This is a genomic window from Burkholderia sp. B21-005, from assembly GCF_020843965.1.
GTDB classification, from domain to species: domain Bacteria; phylum Pseudomonadota; class Gammaproteobacteria; order Burkholderiales; family Burkholderiaceae; genus Burkholderia; species Burkholderia ambifaria.
Window position 1 is genome coordinate 3,286,983 of sequence record NZ_CP086301.1, and the last position, 17,268, is coordinate 3,304,250.

Below are 17,268 nucleotides of genomic sequence, written 5' to 3' on the forward strand. Positions count from 1 at the left end.
GGGGGCCTTCAGAACGTGCACCCAGCCGACCAGCCACTTCCGTCGTCACATCGCACGCGCGTCGCATGTAAATACATGCGGCCTCCGCATCCGCTGGAAAATCCCGCCCTGCGAGCATGCGATGCTTCGCGAAAGCATCCGGTCAGCTTCACGAAAGCCTTTCGCGATCACGCCCCGGTTGCAAACGATTCACCGAATCGTCGCATCGCATCGGCATACTGGAAATCGTTTCCCGATCCGCCTGCCAGGAGAGAAGTCATGCGTCGCGTTGCCCTCGTCGTCGTTCTGTGTGCCGCCACCTTCGTCGCCGCCTGCAGCGACGACGCGCCGCACGACACGCACGCGGCCGACGGCTCGCCACCGGCCGGGGCATCGTCCGGCTCCGCGAGCGCATTCAACAGCGGTGCAGGCGCGAGCGCCGCCGCGTCGGAAGCCGCACCGCTCGCGCCGCCCGTCGTCCACTACCCGCCCGACGATGACGACGACGCCAAGCCCGCGACGAACGCGGGCGCGTCCGCCATCGCCGCGTCGTCGCCGCACTGATCCCGCCGTTCCTGTCCCGTCCCCGATCGCAGAACCGAGGTGAAATAACATGACGTCATCCAGCCGCCGCCGTTTCCTGCATACCGTCGCACAGTCAGCCGGCGCCGCCGTCGCGCTCAACGCGTTTCCTGAATCGATCCGCCGCGCGCTCGCGATTCCGGCCGCGCGCGGCACCGGCACGATCCGCGATGTGCAGCACATCGTCGTGTTCATGCAGGAGAACCGCTCGTTCGACCATTACTTCGGACACCTGCGCGGCGTGCGCGGCTACAACGACCGCTTCCCGATCCCGCTGCCGAACGGCAAGCCGGTGTGGTACCAGCCGTCGAAGGAAGACCCGACGAAACCGGTGCTGCCGTTCCGGCTCGACACGAAGACGACCAGCGCGCAGTGCCTCGGCGCGCTCGACCACTCGTGGGCGAAGACCCACGCGGCGATCGACGGCGGCCGCTACGACCAGTGGCCCGCGAACAAGACCGACATGACGATGGGCTATCACGTGCGCGAGGACATCCCGTTCCACTACGCGCTCGCCGATGCGTTCACCGTGTGCGACAACTACTTCTGCTCGCTGCCGGGGCCGACGCACCCGAACCGCTCGTACCTGATGACGGGGACGGTCGACCCGACCGGCAAGTTCGGCGGCCCGCTGCTCGACAACGCCGACTACGTCGACGGCGACCTGCCGCCCGCGTACCAGTTGCTGTCGTGGACGACCTTCCCCGAACGGCTGGAGGCGCACGGCGTGTCGTGGCAGATCTACCAGCAGGGGCTCACCTGGGCCGACCCGTACAACGGCAACTACGGCACGAACATCCTGCAGAACTTCACGAACTTCATCAACGCGAAGCCTGGCTCGTCGCTGTACCAGCGCGCGCAGACGGTGCGCACGCTCGATAACCTGAAGGACGACGTGATCAACGACCGGCTGCCGCAGGTGTCGTGGCTGCTGCCGCCCGCCGCGTTCTCCGAGCATCCGAAATACACGCCCGCGTACGGCGCGAACTACACGTCGCAGATCCTCGACGCGCTGACGTCGAATCCGGACGTGTGGGCGAAGACCGTGCTGTTCATCATGTACGACGAGAACGACGGCTTCTTCGACCACGTCGTGCCGCCGCAACCGCCGACATCGGCCGCGCAGGGCGCATCGACCGTGACGACCGACGGCGAGCTGCATACCGTCGTGAACCCCGGCCGCGGCGGCAGCTACACCGCCGACGGGCTGCCGTACGGCCTCGGGCCGCGCGTGCCGATGACAGTCGTGTCGCCGTGGTCGAAAGGCGGCTTCGTGTGCTCCCAGGTGTTCGACCACACGTCGGTGATCCGCTTCATCGGCGAGCGCTTCGGCATCGACGAGCCGAACATCACGCCGTGGCGCCGCACCGTGTGCGGCGACCTCACCGCCGCGTTCGACTTCCGCTCGTCGGATGCATCGTTTCCGTCGCTGCCCGATACGAGCCAGTACCGCTCGATCGCCGACCAGCAATGCACGTCGCAACCCGCGCCCACCGTGCCCGCGACGCCATCGCCGATCGTCCCGCAGGAACCCGGCGTGCGGCCCGCACGCGCGCTGCCATACGAACTGCATGTGAACGCGAGCATTGACGGCGGCAACACGCTGCGCATCGAGTTCGCGAACCGCGGCAACCAGGGCGCGCACTTCCAGGTGTACGCGACGAACCGCACCGACGGCCCGTGGCGCTACACGGTCGGCGCGCGCCGCGTGCTGCACGCGGACTTCGACCTGACGGAGACGAACGGCGTGTATGCGTTCTCGGTGTATGGGCCGAACGGCTTCGTCCGGATGTTCGCGGGCAACGTGTCGACCGCGACCGCGCGCCGCCGCAACCACGCGCAGCCGGAGGTGAAGGCCGGCTACGACATCGCGAACGGCAACCTGTACCTGAAGCTGCGCAACCATGGCGCGGGTCACGTCACGCTGACGCTGGCCGACAACGCATACGGCGCGCCCGCGCGCCAGGTGACGCTGCACGGCGGCGACGAGCGCGTCGAGCAGTGGGCGCTCGCATCGAGCCACCACTGGTATGACGTTACGGTGAGCGACGGCGCGAACGGCACGTTCTCGCGCCGCTTCGCGGGTCACGTCGAGAACGGCCGGTCGAGCTACTCGGATCCGGCCGCGGTGGCGCCCGTCTCCGCGTCGTAGCGGTGTCACGACACTGCGCGGCCCCCGCCGCGCAGCGCGTGCCGATGAGTGTCAGATCGCGTGCGCGAGCGCGCGGTCGACGAGCGCGGCGTCGAAGCCGTCGTCCGCATCGCGAAAGCGCAGCGGCGCCGCGCAATGCACCAGCGTGTCGACGAAATATTTCGCGCGCGGCCACGGCCCGAAGCCGGCCGCGGTGTTGATGTGCCCCGCGTCACCGAGGTTCACGAATGCGCTGCCGAGCCGCTGCGCGAGCGTGCGCGCATCGGCGAGCGGCATCCACGGATCGGTCTCGCTGCCGATCACGATCGACGGCACCGCGAGCCGGCGCGCGTCGAACGGTCCGGCGAACGTGAATTTCCTCGGACTGGCCGGTGCGACGAGCAGCACGCCCGCGACGTCGGCCGTCTGCGGCCACTGCGCGAGCGCATGCGCGGCCGCGAGGCAGCCGAAGCTGTGCGCGGCGAGCACGAACGGGCCGCGCTCGCGCTCGAGCAGCGCGCGCACCGACTGCGCCCAGCGCGCGAGATCGGGGGCGTCCCAGTCGGCCTGCTCGACCCGCAGCGAACGCGGGAACTGCCGCTCCAGCCAGGTCTGCCAGTGGGCGCCTTCGCTGCCGTGCAGGCCCGGAACGGTCACGAGCCGCGGCGGCCACGCCGATTTGCTGCATGCGCGCATGATTGCCCTCGCTTGCTTTGCTTGGAGACGAGGTTCGATTGTGGCGCGCCGCGCGCGGCGGCCGAACCAATATTTTGTGCTTTGCTTTTGTGCGGGACGGCCACCGGGGCCGGCGCGCCGGTGCGGGCCGTGCGGCGCGCGTCGGCGGCCCCGCGGCGGCGCAACACGCCGCGAAACCGTAGAATGTGGGCTTCCCGCTTGCCATGCATCGGATCGAACCCGCGCGCCGCCGCGCCGGTTCCGATCGACAGGAGACGCCCGATGTCCGCTACGCCCGCCGGCGCGCTGCGCCCGTTCCATCTTGCCTTTCCCGTATCGAGCCTCGCCGACGCGCGCGCGTTCTACGGCGGCCTGCTCGGCTGCCCCGAGGGCCGCAGCTCGGATCACTGGGTCGACTTCGACTTTTTCGGCCACCAGCTCGTCGCGCATCTCGCGCCGGACGAAACCGGCGCGAGCGCGGTGAATCCGGTCGATGGCGACAACGTGCCCGTGCGCCATTTCGGCGTCGTGCTGTCGATGGACGAATGGCATGCGCTCGCCGATAAACTCAAGGCTGCACACACGCGCTTCGTGATCGAGCCGCATATCCGCTTCAAGGGTGAGGTCGGCGAGCAGGCGACGATGTTCTTCCTCGATCCGTGCGGCAACGCGCTGGAATTCAAGGCGTTCGCCGACATCGGCCAGTTGTTCGCGAAGTAAGCACATGAAGATCCTGTTCTATTCGCCGCACCAGGAAGCCGACGCATGGCGCGACGCGATCGCGCAGGCGCTGCCCGACGCCCAGCTGCGCGCGTGGCAGCCGGGCGACACGGCCGCCGCCGACTACGCGCTCGTGTGGCGCGCGCCGCGCGAGCTGTTCGCGCCGCGCGACGGCCTGCGCGCGATCTTCAATCTCGGCGCGGGCGTCGACGCGCTGCTCGCGCTCGACCGCGCGCATCCCGGCACGCTGCCGCGCGACGTGCCGCTGGTGCGCCTCGAGGATTCGGGCATGGCGCAGCAGATGATCGACTACGTGACGCACGCGGTGCTGCGCTACCTGCGCCGCTTCGACGAATACGAAGCGCTGCAGCGCGAGCGCCGCTGGCAGGTGCTCGAACCGCATCCGCGCGCGCGCTTCACCGTCGCGGTGCTCGGCCTCGGCGTGCTCGGTGCGCAGGTCGCGCAGGCGCTCGCCGCGCTCGGCCTGCCGGTGCGCGGCTATAGCCGCAGCCCGAAGCAGCTCGACGGTATCGAGACCTTCGCGGGCGACGACGCGTTCGACGCGTGCATCGACGGCGCGAAAGTACTCGTGAACCTGCTGCCGAGCACGCGCGATACCGACGGGATCCTGTCAGCGCGCACTTTCGCCCGGCTCGCGCCGGGTGCGTACCTGGTGAACGTCGCACGCGGCGCGCATCTCGTCGAAGCCGACCTGCTCGACGCGCTCGCGAGCGGCCAGCTCGCCGCGGCGACGCTCGACGTGTTCCAGCACGAGCCGCTGCCGGCCGATCATCCGTTCTGGCACGCGTCGCGCATCACGATCACGCCGCACTGTTCGGCCGAGACGCTGCGCGACGAAGCCGTCGAGCAGATCGCGGGCAAGATCCGCGCGCTCGAGCGCGGCGAGCGTGTCGGTGGCATCGTCGACTACGCGCGCGGCTACTGAATTCCGCCCTATACAAACTGGAGACAACCATGACGTTCACCACCGCCGTCAAGATCGTCGAAGTCGGCCCGCGCGACGGGCTGCAGAACGAAAAGACCTTCGTGCCGACCGACGTGAAGATCGCGCTCGTCGACCGGCTGTCGCGCGCCGGTTTCCGCAACATCGAGGCCGCGTCGTTCGTGTCGCCGAAATGGGTGCCGCAGATGGCCGACGGCGCCGACGTGATGGCCGGCATCGAGCGTCGCGCGGGCACCGTGTATTCGGTGCTCACGCCGAACCTGAAGGGCTTCGAGAACGCGCTCGCCGCACGCGCGGACGAAGTGGTGATCTTCGGCGCGGCGAGCGAGGCGTTCTCGCAACGGAACATCAACTGCAGCATCGCGGAAAGCATCGCGCGCTTCGAGCCGGTCGCGAAGGCCGCGAAGGATGCCGGCGTGCGGCTGCGCGGCAGCGTGTCGTGCACGCTCGGCTGCCCGTACCAGGGCGAGGTGCCGGTCGCGTCGGTCGTCGACGTCGTCGAACGCTTCGCCGCGCTCGGCTGCGACGAGATCGACATCGCCGACACGATCGGCGTCGGCACGCCGAAGCGCACGCGCGAAGTGCTGTCGGCCGTCACGCGCGTGTTTCCGCGCGAACGGCTGTCGGGCCACTTCCACGACACCTACGGCCAGGCGCTCGCGAACATCTACGCGGCGCTGTTCGAAGGGATCGAGATCTTCCACGCGTCGGTCGCCGGCCTCGGCGGCTGTCCGTACGCGAAGGGCGCGACCGGCAACGTCGCGACCGAGGACGTGCTGTACCTGATGCAGGGCCTCGGCATCGACACCGGCATCGACCTCGCGCAGGTGGTCGCCGCCGGCGACTTCATCTCGAACGCGATCGGCCGCGCGAACGTGTCGCGCGCCGGCCGCGCGCTGCTCGCCAAGGCGCAGAGCGCGAGCGACGCGCCGAGCTGCGTCTGACCCCGACACTCACGGATTCTCCATGACGACACCCACTTCATTCGACTCCCTCCCCGATTCCGCGCGGCGCGTCGCGCTGCTGCTGCGCGAGCGCGGGCATTCGAAAGGCATCGTGATGCTCGCCGAAACCGGCAAGACCTCCGCCGAGGCCGCGGCCGGGCTCGGCTGCTCGGTCGCGCAGATCGCGAAGTCGATCCTGTTTCGGCGCGAATCGGACGGGCTGCCGGTGCTCGTCGTCGCGAGCGGCGTGAACCGCGTCGACGAGAAGAAGGTCGCCGCCCAGGTCGGCCCGGTCGGCCGTGCCGATGCGAAGTTCGTGCGCGACCACACCGGCTACGCGATCGGCGGCGTGTGTCCGATCGGCCATCTCGTCGAACCGGTCACGCTGATCGACGCCGACCTGCTCGCGCTCGACAGCCTGTGGGCGGCCGCCGGCCATCCGCACGCGGTGTTCAACCTGTCGCCGCAGGAGCTCGTCTCGCTGACGGGCGCGCCGGTCGCCGACGTCGCGTTGAGGAACGACGCATGAGCGACGTGTCGGTGGTGGTCGGCACGGTCGCGTCGCCGTGCACCGACGTATGCAGGATCGACCCGCGTACCGACTGGTGCGCGGGGTGCCTGCGCACGCGCGACGAGATCAAGGGATGGCGCGCGTCGGACGACGACGCGAGACGCGCGCTGCTCGCGCGGCTTGACGCGCGGCGGCGCCTGCTCGCCCGGAGCGGCGCATAAAAAAATGCCGTTCGGCCTGTCTGGCGAACGGCATGAGATCGGAATCCTGTGAACGTGATCAACGTCACAGCCCGCATCATACGAGCGACGCTGCGGCGTCGCATCGGGTGTTTCCCTACAACTCCTTACGGCATTTTTCGCGGGCAATCCGCGTTCCCGGACGCGGCGCCAACAGGCGCGGCAGCCAGCCCTGGCGACGAGCCGAAACAGCCCGCCGAATCGCACGAGCGTTTCAGTTGCCGACGGTCGCGCGACGCGCGGGCACGATGCGCCAGCCGAGGTTCACGCCGGCCGCCGCGAGCAGGATCAGGAGCGCGCCGAGCACCTGCGTCCACGCGAGTGTCTGCCCGAACGCGACGCGATCGACGATGATCGCGACGACCGGATAGACGAACGACAGCGCGCCCGTCATCGCGACCGGCAGCTTCTGGATCGCGCCATACAGCAGCACATACATCAGGCCGGTGTTCACGACACCGAGCACGACGAGATCGAGCCACTGCGCGGGCGTCGCGGGCAACGTGCCGAAGTGGGCGAACGGTGCGAGCAGCACGATGCCGAGGCCGGCCTGCAGCAGCGCGAGCAGATGCGGCGGCGTGCCCTTCAGGTGCTTCGTGACGATCGACGACACCGCGTACAGGAACGCCGCGCCGAGCGACAGCGCGACGCCTTCGAGATATTCGCCGGGTACCGCGAGCACCGCCGGCTCCACCCGCACCACGCACACGAGCCCGACGAAGGCGAGCGCGAGCCACGTGATCGTCGAGGCGCTGACCCGTTCGCGGAACACGATCGCGCCGAGCGCGACGAGCATGAACGGCTGCGTGTTGTAGACGGCGGTCGCCATCGAGATCGACGCGCGCGAATACGCGGCGAACAGCAGCAGCCAGTTCGCGACGATCGCAACGCTGCCGAGCGTCGCGAGCGCGAGCATGCGCGGCGAGAACAGCGCGCGGCGCAGGAAGCCGAGCGCCGCGCAGACGATCGCGAGCGTCGCGGCGCCGAACAGGCAGCGGAAGAACACGACGTTGGTGAGCGGTTGCTGCGACGACATCACGAGCCAGCCGATCGTGCCGGACATCATCATCGCGACGACCATCTCGGCGGCACCGCGGCGGGTTTCGTTCGAGGCCATCATGGACTCCGTTTAGCGAGAGAAGATGACTTCGATTCTAGGAACTTGCTTTCCGCGCATCCACGACTAAACTGAAGCGAAACCACCGATTCACCTTCGAAAGCAAAGCGATCATGTCGAAACGCCTTTCCCCGCCCGCCGTCGCGTCACTGGACGCGACCGACCGCGCGATCCTCGCGGCGCTTGCCGAGGATGCGCGCATCGCGACCAGCGAACTGGCGCGGCAGATCGGGCTGTCGGCGCCCGCGACCGCCGACCGCGTGCGGCGGCTCGAGGCGCAGGGCGTGATCGCGGGCTTCACCGTCGAGCTCGATCCGCGCGCGCTCGGCTACACGCTGCAGGCGATCGTCCGCGTGAAGCCGTTGCCGGGGCAACTGCATCTGGTCGAGGAGGTGTTGCGGCGGATTCCCGAATTCGTCGAATGCGACAAGGTGACCGGCGAGGACTGCTTCATCTGCCGGCTCTACCTGCGCACGATCGATCACCTCGACGACATCCTGTCGAAGGTGACGGAGCGCGCGGAAACGAGCACGGCGATCGTGAAATCGACGCCCGTGCCGCGCCGCCTGCCGCCGCTCGTCGACGACGACGCCGCGCGCCGCTGACCGTCGGCGCGCGACCCGCCGCGGCCGGCGCCGCTCACGCGGCCGCGTCGTGCGCGTCGAAGAACGCGAGCATCTCGTCGATCAGCGCGACGGGCGCCTCTTCCGGAATGTAGTGCCCGCAATCGAGCGCGCGGCCGCTGACGTCGCGCGCGACGCGCCGCCATTCGTCGAGCGGATCGAAGCAGCGGCCGACGATCCCGTGCTCACCCCACAGCACGCGCAGCGGGCACGCGACCTTGTTGCCGCGCTCGAGATCCGCGCGGTCGTGTTCGAGATCGATCGTCGCCGACGCGCGGTAGTCCTCGCACATCGCATGCCCGGCGCCCGGCTGCGCGAGCGCGGCGCGATACGCGGCGAGCGCCTCCGGCGCGAACGGCGCGAGCCCGGCCGAACGGTTGCCCATCACGCGCTCGATATACGCATCGGTGCGGCCTTCGATCAGCGTTTCGGGCAGCGGCGCCGGCTGGATCAGGAAGAACCAGTGGAAATACGCGGTCGCGAACGCGCGATCGGTTTTCTCGTACATCGCGAGCGTCGGCGCGATGTCGAGCAGCATCATCCGTTCGACCGCCGCCGGATGATCGAGCGCGAGCCGGTGCGCGACGCGCGCGCCGCGATCGTGCGCGCACACGTGGAATTGCTCGAAGCCGAAATGCCGCATCACGGCGACCTGGTCGGCCGCCATCGCGCGTTTCGAATACGGCGCATGCCGCGCGTCGCTCGGCGGCCTGCCCGACGCGCCGTAGCCGCGCAGGTCGGTCGCGATCACCGTGAAGTGATTCGCCAGCATCGCGGCGACGCGATGCCAGATCATGTGGGTCTGCGGATGGCCGTGCAGCAGCAGAAGCGGCGGCCCCGCGCCTCCTTTGACACCGAAGATGTCGGTGTCCTGCATCGTCACGCGAAACGATGCAAACGCCTCAAACGACATGGTTTGTTTCTCGTGGGTTTGTTATGGCGGGTATTGTAGGAGCGCCCGGCCGACTGCTGCGCGCGGCAGAGGCCCGAATGCGTAGAAAGAGAACACTCACTCGATTGTCGCCACGCCGCTCGGTTTGCTAAGCTCGCGTAGAATCGCACGACCGTTCGTATTAATATGGGCGCAGCGCTACACCGCTACACTCGAAGCACTGTTCGACCCGCCAAGCATGGATGCCGGCATCGGCGCGATCGCGCCGGGTCCGGCCGCCCCTCGAGACTGGAGACATCACATGGCATTGCCCGCCGTCCTGCAGAACCTGACGCTGCCCGTCATCGCGTCGCCGATGTTCATCGTCAGCTACCCCGAACTCGTGCTCGCGCAATGCAAGGCGGGTATCGTCGGATCATTCCCCGCGCTCAACGCCCGTCCGGCCGAACTGCTCGACGAGTGGCTCACGCAGATCCAGTCCGAGCTCGCCGACCACAAGGCGAAGCACCCGGACGCGGTGATCGGCCCGATCGCGGTCAACCAGATCGTCCACCAGTCGAATGTGCGCCTCGAGCATGACGTGCGCGTATGCGTCGACCACAAGGTACCGATCTTCATCACGAGCCTGCGCGCGCCGGCGCGCGAGATCGTCGACGCGGTGCACAGCTACGGCGGCATCGTGCTGCACGACGTGATCAACCTGCGTCACGCGCAGAAGGCGCTCGAAGCCGGCGTCGACGGGCTGATCCTCGTCGCGGCCGGCGCCGGCGGCCACGCGGGCACGACCTCGCCGTTCGCGCTCGTCGGAGAAGTGCGCAGGATGTTCGACGGCCCGATCGTGCTGTCCGGTTCGATCGCGAACGGCGGTTCGATCCTCGCCGCGCAGGCGATGGGCGCGGACTTCGCGTACATGGGCACGCGCTTCATCGCGACGCAGGAAGCGCACGCGGTCGAGGACTACAAGCACGCGATCCTCAACGCGAAATCGTCCGACATCGTCTATACGAACCTCTTCACCGGCGTGCACGGCAACTACATCCGCGAGAGCATCGAGAAGGCCGGCCTCGATCCGGACGCGCTGCCGGAATCGGACAAGACGAAGATGAATTTCGGCGGCGACAAGGCGAAGGCGTGGAAGGACATCTGGGGTGCCGGCCAGGGCGTCGGCCTGATGGACGACCTGCCGAGCGTCGGCGAGCTCGTCGAGCGGATGAAGCGCGAGTACGACGACGCGAAGGCACGGCTCGGCATCGCACGCTGACGCACCCGGCGGGTTGCGCCACCACCGCGCATCACGTCGGACCAAAAACGAAAAAGCGCGAACCGCAACGGCTCGCGCTTTTTTCATATCCGCCCGCGGGCGGGTAGCAGCTGTCAGCCCGCGCGCTTGATCCGCGTGATCGGCAGTACGCGCAGGCGCGATTCGATCGACGGGCACAACGACTGCCCTTCGAAACGCCCGGCGAGGAAGTCGACGAACGAGCGCACCTTCGCGGATACGTGGCGGCGGCTCGCATACACCGCATAGATCGGCGCCTCATGCGGCGGCACCGAGTCGAGCAGCACCGGCACGAGCCGGCCGGATTCGATGTCGTCGCCGACCACCTCGGTGCCGAGCAGCGCGATGCCCGCGCCCGCGAGCACGGCCGCGCGCAGCCCTTCGAGATGATTCACGATCAGGTTGCCGTTCAGGTTCACGCGCGACGCGGCGGCCGCGTCGATCACCAGCGAATCGAGCATCGTCGAATTCGAATCGCGGCGCAGGTAGTTGTGGTGCGCGAGATCGGCGATCGTCTGGGGCGTGCCGTGCTTCTCGAGATACTCGGGCGACGCGACCAGCAGGATGTGCGCGGTCGCGATCTGCCGCGCGACCAGCGACGAGGATTTCAGTCCGTTCGGCGCCGCGCGCACCGCGACGTCATAGCCTTCCTCGATCAGGTCGACCACGCGATCGGACAGCGTCATGTCGACGGTCACGTCCGGGAACCGGCCCGCATATTCGGTGACGGCCTCCATCACGTGCCGCAATCCGAACGCGGACAGCGACGTCACGCGCAGGCGGCCCTGCGGCACGACGCTCGCGGCGCCGACCGCCTGTCCGGCTTCGTCGAGTTCCGACAGCGCCTGCACGAGGCGCTCATAGTATTCGCGTCCCGCCTCGGTCGGCGCGACACGTCGTGTCGTACGATGCAGCAGCCGCGCGCCGAGCTGCTGCTCGAGATGCATCACGTGCTTGCTCGCCATCGCGGCCGACATCTGCATGCGCTCCGCCGCGCCGACGAAGCTGCCCACTTCGACGACGTAGCGAAACACATTCATGCTGACGAGGGTATCCATCGAACTAGCTCGCAATTCCTGGGAATCATGCAATTACGAGATAGGGTAACAAAGGCAAGGAAACAAAAAGGTCAACAATGGCAAAACGGCGCAGCAGGAAGCGGCGCCGTTTCGGGGCGGGAAGCTGGCGGGCGGGGCGCGCGTTGCGGATTCGCGCGCCGCAATCGTCTCGTCAGAACTTTGCGCGGATGCCTGCGCCGAACGTGTTGCCGCTCGACAGGCCGCTGATGTGGTCGTTCATGTACGCGGCGTAGACGTCGGTGCGCTTGGACAGCGGATAGTCGTAGCCGACGGCCCAGGTCTGGCGCGTCTGGTCGAGGCCGCCCGCGTCGCGCGAGTACGCATACGACGCCATCGCGTTGCCGACGCCGAGCGGCACCGACACGCCGCCCTGCGCGGTATTCACGTGCCAGCTGCCGGCGACCTGGTCGTTCTTCGTATACATGTATTGGCCGAACAGCTTCACGTACTTCAGGTCGTAGGTCGCGCCGACCAGCCCGATGCCCTGGCTCTTCATGCCGGTCACGAGCGAGCTCAGGTCCTGCGGGCCGTTGTTGAAGTTCACGTACTGGTAGACGGCGGTCGCGGCGAACGGGCCGTTCGCGTAGTTGAACTGCGCGCTCCACTTCTTCGAGCGGTTGTCGCCGGCCGTGTTGCCGAGCGCGTACATCGCACCGAAATTCAGGCCGCCGAACGAAGGCGACGTATACGACAGCGCGTTGTTCCAGCCCGAATCGCCGACCGCGCCCTGGTCGCTCGGATAGGTCGGGAACGTGCCGAGGCCGAGGAACACGTGGTACACCATCGGCGAGAAGGTGTACGAGTCGTAGAACGGGTTGAACAGGATCGTCGACAGGAACAGGTGCGTCGTCAGGCGGCCTGCCGTCACCGTGCCGTACGGCGAGCTGACGCCGACGTACGCGTTGCGCGCGAAGAACGTATCGCCCTGGAAGCGGCCGAACTGGCCGTTCTGCGCGCGGAAGAAGCTCTCCAGCGTGAAGATCGCCTTGTAGCCGTTGCCGAGATCCTCCGCACCGTGCAGGCCCCAGTACGAGGTCGACATCCCGCCGCCCGACACGTTCCACGCGCGATCGCCGCCCGGGAACTTGGTTGCGCCGACCCATTCGTCCACCTGACCGTAGAGCGAAACGCTCGACTGCGCGTGGACGGGTGCGGCGGCCGCCACGCAGGCGGCCGCGGCGATCAGCTTGACGGACGTGCGCGACGCACGGCGAGCGAATGCTTTCATGGGATCTCCAGGTTTTGTCGAATGTCGATAAGTGGCGCGAGCGTTGTTTTTTGGAGCCGATTGCTTGCGTCGTATGGGGCGCAGCCATCTTTACGGATCATTTGTCCGGTCAAAATTGCGCACACTTATTGCGGGTATAGCGGCGGCATTAACTTCGCGGAATCGACACATGGTCGGACGCGTCGCGGCGGGCCCGCGCGGGGCAGGCACGCGACGAGACGGCCGCGGGATGGCGCCCGTGCCGGGCGCGAAAGATAGCGCAATGCGGCGGGAAAATCAGCGGAAATCTGCGCGCGACTGTGGCGAATTCGCATCACAGTCGGCGAGGGACGAGCGCGCGGCGGCGCTCAGCGAACGCGCGGGGCGCTCAGTTTCGGTAGAAGGGGGAGAAATACGGCGAGTGGGCAGGTTCTTCCTGCGCGCGGGGCGGCGGCATCGGACGGCCGCCGCGCTCCTCGTTGTAGCGCGCGACGTCGGCGCGGATCGAGCCGGCACGCAACGGCACGTTGCCGCCGCCCTGCGGGCGCGGCATCTGGCGGGAATCGGCGCTGATCGGGCGATACGGGCTCTGCGCGGCGTAATGGCCGTAAGACGGCGTCGGCCGCAGACCCCAGCGGGATCCGTAGCCGCTCACGCCGCCGGGACGGGCACCACCCGGGGGCAGCGCCCGGCGCCAGACCTGTGCGCTGGCGGCCGACTGGCCGTACGCGCGCATGTCGCCGCCGCCGAAACCGTGGCCGCCGAACGCATGACCGCCGTGCGGCGGTTGCGCGAGCGCAAGCGGCATCAGCAGCGTGCCGAGCACGCCTGCCACCCATCGTCCGACCTTCAGTTTCACCCGTTCCGTCATCATTCATTGCCTGTTGCCGCTCGCCGCCGGTGTTTCCGGCTGACGCAAGCCTTTCAGCAGTAATTTATGAGCGGTCCGAAACGGTGTCGAGCCAAAAAGTGTTAGGTCGCCGGCATCGGTGTAACACCATGTTACTGCTAGGTTTTTTCACTTCCGCGGCCAATCGTGGAAGAACATTCTTCTGCGCATTCGCGCGCGCTCGGGCGGGCCTGCCGCATGCAATGGATTCATCAATCGATTCTCACAATGAATTTGTCTATTGAATGAGCAGCCGGGACAATATCGGCTTCGCGCGCGCGAGATGCGCGCCGCCGTTTCCGAATCGAGCTCCCGATGGCCCGTCCCCGTTTCCTTCCCGACAACTTCACGCTCGCGCTCGTCGGCACCGTCGTGCTCGCGAGCCTGTTGCCGTGCCGCGGCCCGGCCGCCCATGCGTTCAACTGGGCGACCAACATCGCGGTCGGCCTGCTGTTCTTCCTGCATGGCGCGAAGCTGTCGCGCGAAGCCGTCGTCGCGGGGGCGACCCACTGGCGGCTGCATGCGGTCGTGCTGCTCAGCACGTTCGCGCTGTTCCCGCTGCTCGGCCTCGCGCTGAAGCCCGTGCTGCAGCCGCTCGTCACGCCGACGCTCTATGCCGGCGTGCTCTTTCTGTGCACGCTGCCGTCGACGGTCCAGTCGTCGATCGCGTTCACGTCGATCGCGAAGGGCAACGTGCCGGCCGCCGTGTGCGCGGCGTCCGCGTCGAGCCTGCTCGGGATCTTCGTGACGCCAGCGCTCGTCGGGCTGATGATCACGTCGCAGTCGGCCGCGGCCGCGTCGCCGTGGAGTACCGTCGGCAGCATCGTGATGCAGCTGCTCGTGCCGTTCGTCGCCGGCCAGCTGCTGCGGCCCGTGATCGGCGGCTGGATCGAGCGCAATCGCGGCGTGCTGCGCTTCGTCGACCAGGGCTCGATCCTGCTCGTCGTGTACGTCGCGTTCAGCGAGGCCGTGAACCAGGGGCTGTGGCACCAGATTCCGGCGCGCGCGCTCGGCGGCCTGCTGGTCGTCAACGTCGTGCTGCTCGTGATCGCGCTGGTGCTGACCACGGTTGTCAGCAAGCGGCTCGGCTTCAACCGGGCCGACCAGATCACGATCATCTTCTGCGGGTCGAAGAAGAGCCTCGCGGCCGGCGTGCCGATGGCGAAGGTGATCTTCTCCGCGCAGGCGGTCGGCGCGATCGTGCTGCCGCTGATGCTGTTCCACCAGATCCAGCTGATGGCATGCGCGGCGCTCGCGCAGCGCTGGGGGGCGCGCGACCTGAGCGGCGAGCGCGACGGCGAGGATGCCGCGGCCGGCACGGCGCGCACGCAGGGCACGCTGAACGCGGGCAAGCGCTGACGCGGCAGCGGCGCGGCCGGCATGGCTGGCCGCGCCGGGGTAGGCGCCTTTCCGCTCCCGCCTCGACCTCCTCCCCCGGCGCTCCGTTTCAGCCCGACGTGACGCATGCACCATCGCCGCGCATCGTGTCACGAAATCTTCATTCAATTCTTCGCGCGCGCTGCCGTTAAAGTCGGGCGTCCCGTCGCCTCGGCCGCCCTCCCCCATGCCCGCGCCCCATCCTGACTCGTCCGTTGCTCCCACCACGCGCCTGATCGCGGAGCGCGCGCTCGCCGCCGTGTTCCAGCCGATCGTGGACCTCGGATCGGGCACGGTCGTCGGCTACGAAGGCCTGATCCGCGGCCCGCGCGGCACCGACCTCGAGCCGCCGGCCGCGCTGTTCGCGCAGGCCGCCCGCGACGGCACGACCATCGCGCTCGAGCAGGCGGCCGCGCGCACCTGCCTCGACGCGTTCGCGGCGCTCGGCTGCGACGGCAAGCTGTTCCTCAACTTCAGTGCGGGAACGATCGTGCAACTCGCGCGTGAACGCGAGCGCGCGCGGCAACTGCTCGGCCGGGCGGGGGTCGGCGCCGAGCGCATCGTGATCGAGCTGACCGAGCAGACCGCGATGCCGGACGTCGCGCGCATCGAGCCGGCGGTCGCGTCGCTGCGCGACGCGGGCATCCAGTTCGCGCTCGACGACTACGGCACCGCGAACGCGAGCATGAACCTGTGGTTGCGCCTGCACCCGGATGTCGTGAAGATCGACCGCTTCTTCATCCACGACATCGCGCGCGACCCGCTCAAGTTCGAGGCGGTCAGGGCAATGCAGCACTTCGCGCACGCGAGCGGCGCGCAGTTGATCGCGGAAGGAATCGAGAACGCGTGCGACCTGGTCGTCGTGCGCGACATGGGCATCTGCTGCGTGCAGGGCTTCCTGCTCGGCCGGCCGAACGCGCGGCCGTCGCCGGTCGTCGCGCCGGCCGCGCGCGACGCGATCCGCACCCCGCACATCGCCGTGTTCCCCGGCGCGACGCGCACCGCGCGGCCGACCGGCACGATCGCGGCGAAGATGCTCGTCCCCGCGCCGGCGCTGCCGCGCGAGGCGACCAACAACGACGTGCTCGACCTGTTCAACCGGATGCCCGGCCTGCACGCGGTCGCGCTCGTCGAACGCGGGCGGCCGGTCGCGCTCGTGAACCGGCGCGGCTTCATCGACCGCTTCACGCTGCCGTACCACCGCGAAGTGTTCGGGAAGAAGCCGTGCCTGCAGTTCGCGAACGACGCGCCGCTGATGATCGACAACGCGACGTCGGTCGAGCAGCTCGCGATGCTGCTCGCGAGCCACGACCAGCGCTATCTCGCGGATGGTTTCGTGATCACCGAACACGGCCGCTACCTCGGGCTCGGCACCGGCGAGAGCCTCGTGCGCGCGGTGACCGAGATGCGCATCGAGGCCGCGCGCTACGCGAATCCGCTGACCTTCCTGCCCGGCAACATCCCGATCAGCGCGCATATCGACCGCCTGCTGGAGCGCGACGCCGGCTTCCATGCGTGCTACGTCGACCTGAACCAGTTCAAGCCGTTCAACGACCAGTACGGCTACTGGCAGGGCGACGAAGTGCTGAAGTTCGCGGCGACGGTGCTGGCCGGCGTGTGCGATCCGCAGCGGGATTTTCTCGGGCACGTCGGCGGCGACGATTTCCTCGTGCTGTTCCAGCGCGACGACTGGCGCGCGCGGGCGACCGACGCGATCGCCCGCTTCAACGACGGCGCGCAGCGCTTCTACACACAGGCCGACCGGCTGGCGGGCGGGCTGCGCGGCGAGGACCGCTACGGCAACCCCGCGTTCTTCGGCTTCGTGACGATGGCGATCGGCGCGGTCGGCGTGCCGGCAGGCGCGCACGGCGCGATGCGCTACGGCAGCGACGAGATCGCGTCGGTCGCCGCGCTCGCGAAGCGGCGGGCGAAACAGCAGCCGGGCGGGCTCGCGGTCGTCGATCTCGATGCGGGCCGCGCGGCGCTGCGCGAGCGCGGCGAGCCGCCGCTCGCGGCGGCGGGTTGAACGGCGGGCTGGGCTGCGGGCTGGGCTGCGGGCT

Annotated in this window: 17 protein-coding genes; 11 read left to right on the forward strand and 6 right to left on the reverse strand. The window is 68.6% G+C overall.

The features are described 5' to 3' along the window. Positions 1-258 precede the first annotated feature (258 nt). Together LMA02_RS15265 and LMA02_RS15270 are read left to right on the forward strand one after the other, a co-directional pair. On the forward strand, positions 259-543 hold the full coding sequence (locus LMA02_RS15265; RefSeq protein ID WP_228905973.1) for a hypothetical protein: 285 nt from the start codon (positions 259-261) through the stop codon (positions 541-543). A gap of 49 nt (positions 544-592) precedes the next feature. Then, the gene (locus LMA02_RS15270; RefSeq protein ID WP_228905976.1) at positions 593-2,713 is read left to right on the forward strand and encodes a phosphocholine-specific phospholipase C; all 2,121 of its coding nucleotides are present in this window, start codon (positions 593-595) and stop codon (positions 2,711-2,713) included. Between the two features lie 51 nt (positions 2,714-2,764). Here the strand turns inward: LMA02_RS15270 and LMA02_RS15275 are convergent, their stop codons facing one another. Next, entirely contained in the window at positions 2,765-3,388 is a 624-nt protein-coding gene (locus tag LMA02_RS15275; RefSeq protein WP_228905978.1) for an RBBP9/YdeN family alpha/beta hydrolase, read from the reverse strand. A gap of 261 nt (positions 3,389-3,649) precedes the next feature. On the opposite strand from LMA02_RS15275, the gene LMA02_RS15280 reads away from it, so the two are divergent. From LMA02_RS15280 to LMA02_RS15300, 5 genes are read left to right on the forward strand one after another with little or no spacing between them, the layout of a single operon-like run. Continuing rightward, the gene (locus LMA02_RS15280) at positions 3,650-4,087 is read left to right on the forward strand and encodes a VOC family protein (protein ID WP_006762228.1); all 438 of its coding nucleotides are present in this window, start codon (positions 3,650-3,652) and stop codon (positions 4,085-4,087) included. Between the two features lie 4 nt (positions 4,088-4,091). Further along, positions 4,092-5,033, forward strand: coding sequence for a 2-hydroxyacid dehydrogenase (locus tag LMA02_RS15285; protein ID WP_228905980.1), 942 nt, complete (start codon positions 4,092-4,094; stop codon positions 5,031-5,033). Between the two features lie 29 nt (positions 5,034-5,062). Then, positions 5,063-5,995, forward strand: coding sequence for a hydroxymethylglutaryl-CoA lyase (locus LMA02_RS15290; RefSeq protein ID WP_228905982.1), 933 nt, complete (start codon positions 5,063-5,065; stop codon positions 5,993-5,995). Positions 5,996-6,017: 22 nt separating this feature from the next. Continuing rightward, positions 6,018-6,524 carry a YbaK/EbsC family protein gene (locus tag LMA02_RS15295; protein ID WP_011658094.1) on the forward strand — a complete coding sequence of 169 codons (507 nt, stop codon included), beginning with the start codon at positions 6,018-6,020 and terminating at the stop codon, positions 6,522-6,524. Then, positions 6,521-6,727 carry a DUF1289 domain-containing protein gene (locus LMA02_RS15300; protein WP_228905983.1) on the forward strand — a complete coding sequence of 69 codons (207 nt, stop codon included), beginning with the start codon at positions 6,521-6,523 and terminating at the stop codon, positions 6,725-6,727. The genes LMA02_RS15295 and LMA02_RS15300 overlap by 4 nt, the downstream gene beginning before the upstream one ends. Before the next feature lie 232 nt (positions 6,728-6,959). Here LMA02_RS15300 and LMA02_RS15305 read toward each other — a convergent pair whose 3' ends face one another. After that, entirely contained in the window at positions 6,960-7,862 is a 903-nt protein-coding gene (locus LMA02_RS15305) for a DMT family transporter (RefSeq protein ID WP_228905984.1), read from the reverse strand. Between the two features lie 113 nt (positions 7,863-7,975). Here LMA02_RS15305 and LMA02_RS15310 point away from each other — a divergent pair, with 113 nt between their 5' ends. Continuing rightward, complete coding sequence (locus tag LMA02_RS15310) at positions 7,976-8,467, forward strand: Lrp/AsnC family transcriptional regulator (RefSeq protein ID WP_228905985.1); 492 nt, start codon at positions 7,976-7,978, stop codon at positions 8,465-8,467. Positions 8,468-8,501: 34 nt separating this feature from the next. Here the strand turns inward: LMA02_RS15310 and LMA02_RS15315 are convergent, their stop codons facing one another. Continuing rightward, positions 8,502-9,398 carry an alpha/beta fold hydrolase gene (locus tag LMA02_RS15315; RefSeq protein ID WP_228905986.1) on the reverse strand — a complete coding sequence of 299 codons (897 nt, stop codon included), beginning with the start codon at positions 9,396-9,398 and terminating at the stop codon, positions 8,502-8,504. Positions 9,399-9,678: 280 nt separating this feature from the next. On the opposite strand from LMA02_RS15315, the gene LMA02_RS15320 reads away from it, so the two are divergent. Beyond that, on the forward strand, positions 9,679-10,638 hold the full coding sequence (locus tag LMA02_RS15320; protein WP_228905987.1) for an NAD(P)H-dependent flavin oxidoreductase: 960 nt from the start codon (positions 9,679-9,681) through the stop codon (positions 10,636-10,638). A 113-nt stretch (positions 10,639-10,751) separates the two neighbouring features. Here LMA02_RS15320 and LMA02_RS15325 read toward each other — a convergent pair whose 3' ends face one another. The 3 genes from LMA02_RS15325 to LMA02_RS15335 form a co-directional block, all read right to left on the reverse strand. Then, on the reverse strand, positions 10,752-11,714 hold the full coding sequence (locus LMA02_RS15325) for a LysR family transcriptional regulator (RefSeq protein ID WP_228905989.1): 963 nt from the start codon (positions 11,712-11,714) through the stop codon (positions 10,752-10,754). A 172-nt stretch (positions 11,715-11,886) separates the two neighbouring features. Continuing rightward, positions 11,887-12,963: a porin gene (locus tag LMA02_RS15330; protein WP_228905992.1), complete on the reverse strand. Its 1,077-nt coding sequence runs from the start codon at positions 12,961-12,963 to the stop codon at positions 11,887-11,889. A gap of 367 nt (positions 12,964-13,330) precedes the next feature. After that, complete coding sequence (locus LMA02_RS15335; RefSeq protein ID WP_228907653.1) at positions 13,331-13,813, reverse strand: peptide-binding protein; 483 nt, start codon at positions 13,811-13,813, stop codon at positions 13,331-13,333. A 333-nt stretch (positions 13,814-14,146) separates the two neighbouring features. Between LMA02_RS15335 and LMA02_RS15340 the strand changes: the two genes are divergently transcribed. Together LMA02_RS15340 and LMA02_RS15345 are read left to right on the forward strand one after the other, a co-directional pair. Beyond that, a complete protein-coding gene (locus LMA02_RS15340; RefSeq protein ID WP_228905999.1) occupies positions 14,147-15,190 on the forward strand; it encodes a bile acid:sodium symporter family protein in 1,044 nt (347 codons plus the stop codon). Between the two features lie 205 nt (positions 15,191-15,395). Further along, positions 15,396-17,234: an EAL domain-containing protein gene (locus tag LMA02_RS15345; RefSeq protein ID WP_228906001.1), complete on the forward strand. Its 1,839-nt coding sequence runs from the start codon at positions 15,396-15,398 to the stop codon at positions 17,232-17,234. Positions 17,235-17,268 lie beyond the last annotated feature (34 nt).

Excerpts from the sequence above, each read along its gene's own strand:
- LMA02_RS15270 (WP_228905976.1), top strand. The coding sequence starts at position 593 with ATGACGTCATCCAGCCGCCGCCGTTTCCTGCATACCGTCGCACAGTCA.
- LMA02_RS15315 (WP_228905986.1), bottom strand. The coding sequence starts at position 9,398 with ATGTCGTTTGAGGCGTTTGCATCGTTTCGCGTGACGATGCAGGACACC.
- LMA02_RS15305 (WP_228905984.1), bottom strand. The coding sequence starts at position 7,862 with ATGGCCTCGAACGAAACCCGCCGCGGTGCCGCCGAGATGGTCGTCGCG.
- LMA02_RS15335 (WP_228907653.1), bottom strand. The coding sequence starts at position 13,813 with ATGACGGAACGGGTGAAACTGAAGGTCGGACGATGGGTGGCAGGCGTG.
- LMA02_RS15320 (WP_228905987.1), top strand. The coding sequence starts at position 9,679 with ATGGCATTGCCCGCCGTCCTGCAGAACCTGACGCTGCCCGTCATCGCG.
- LMA02_RS15275 (WP_228905978.1), bottom strand. The coding sequence starts at position 3,388 with ATGCGCGCATGCAGCAAATCGGCGTGGCCGCCGCGGCTCGTGACCGTT.
- LMA02_RS15300 (WP_228905983.1), top strand. The coding sequence starts at position 6,521 with ATGAGCGACGTGTCGGTGGTGGTCGGCACGGTCGCGTCGCCGTGCACC.
- LMA02_RS15285 (WP_228905980.1), top strand. The coding sequence starts at position 4,092 with ATGAAGATCCTGTTCTATTCGCCGCACCAGGAAGCCGACGCATGGCGC.
- LMA02_RS15265 (WP_228905973.1), top strand. The coding sequence starts at position 259 with ATGCGTCGCGTTGCCCTCGTCGTCGTTCTGTGTGCCGCCACCTTCGTC.
- LMA02_RS15345 (WP_228906001.1), top strand. The coding sequence starts at position 15,396 with ATGCCCGCGCCCCATCCTGACTCGTCCGTTGCTCCCACCACGCGCCTG.
- LMA02_RS15330 (WP_228905992.1), bottom strand. The coding sequence starts at position 12,963 with ATGAAAGCATTCGCTCGCCGTGCGTCGCGCACGTCCGTCAAGCTGATC.
- LMA02_RS15280 (WP_006762228.1), top strand. The coding sequence starts at position 3,650 with ATGTCCGCTACGCCCGCCGGCGCGCTGCGCCCGTTCCATCTTGCCTTT.
- LMA02_RS15340 (WP_228905999.1), top strand. The coding sequence starts at position 14,147 with ATGGCCCGTCCCCGTTTCCTTCCCGACAACTTCACGCTCGCGCTCGTC.
- LMA02_RS15295 (WP_011658094.1), top strand. The coding sequence starts at position 6,018 with ATGACGACACCCACTTCATTCGACTCCCTCCCCGATTCCGCGCGGCGC.
- LMA02_RS15325 (WP_228905989.1), bottom strand. The coding sequence starts at position 11,714 with ATGGATACCCTCGTCAGCATGAATGTGTTTCGCTACGTCGTCGAAGTG.
- LMA02_RS15310 (WP_228905985.1), top strand. The coding sequence starts at position 7,976 with ATGTCGAAACGCCTTTCCCCGCCCGCCGTCGCGTCACTGGACGCGACC.
- LMA02_RS15290 (WP_228905982.1), top strand. The coding sequence starts at position 5,063 with ATGACGTTCACCACCGCCGTCAAGATCGTCGAAGTCGGCCCGCGCGAC.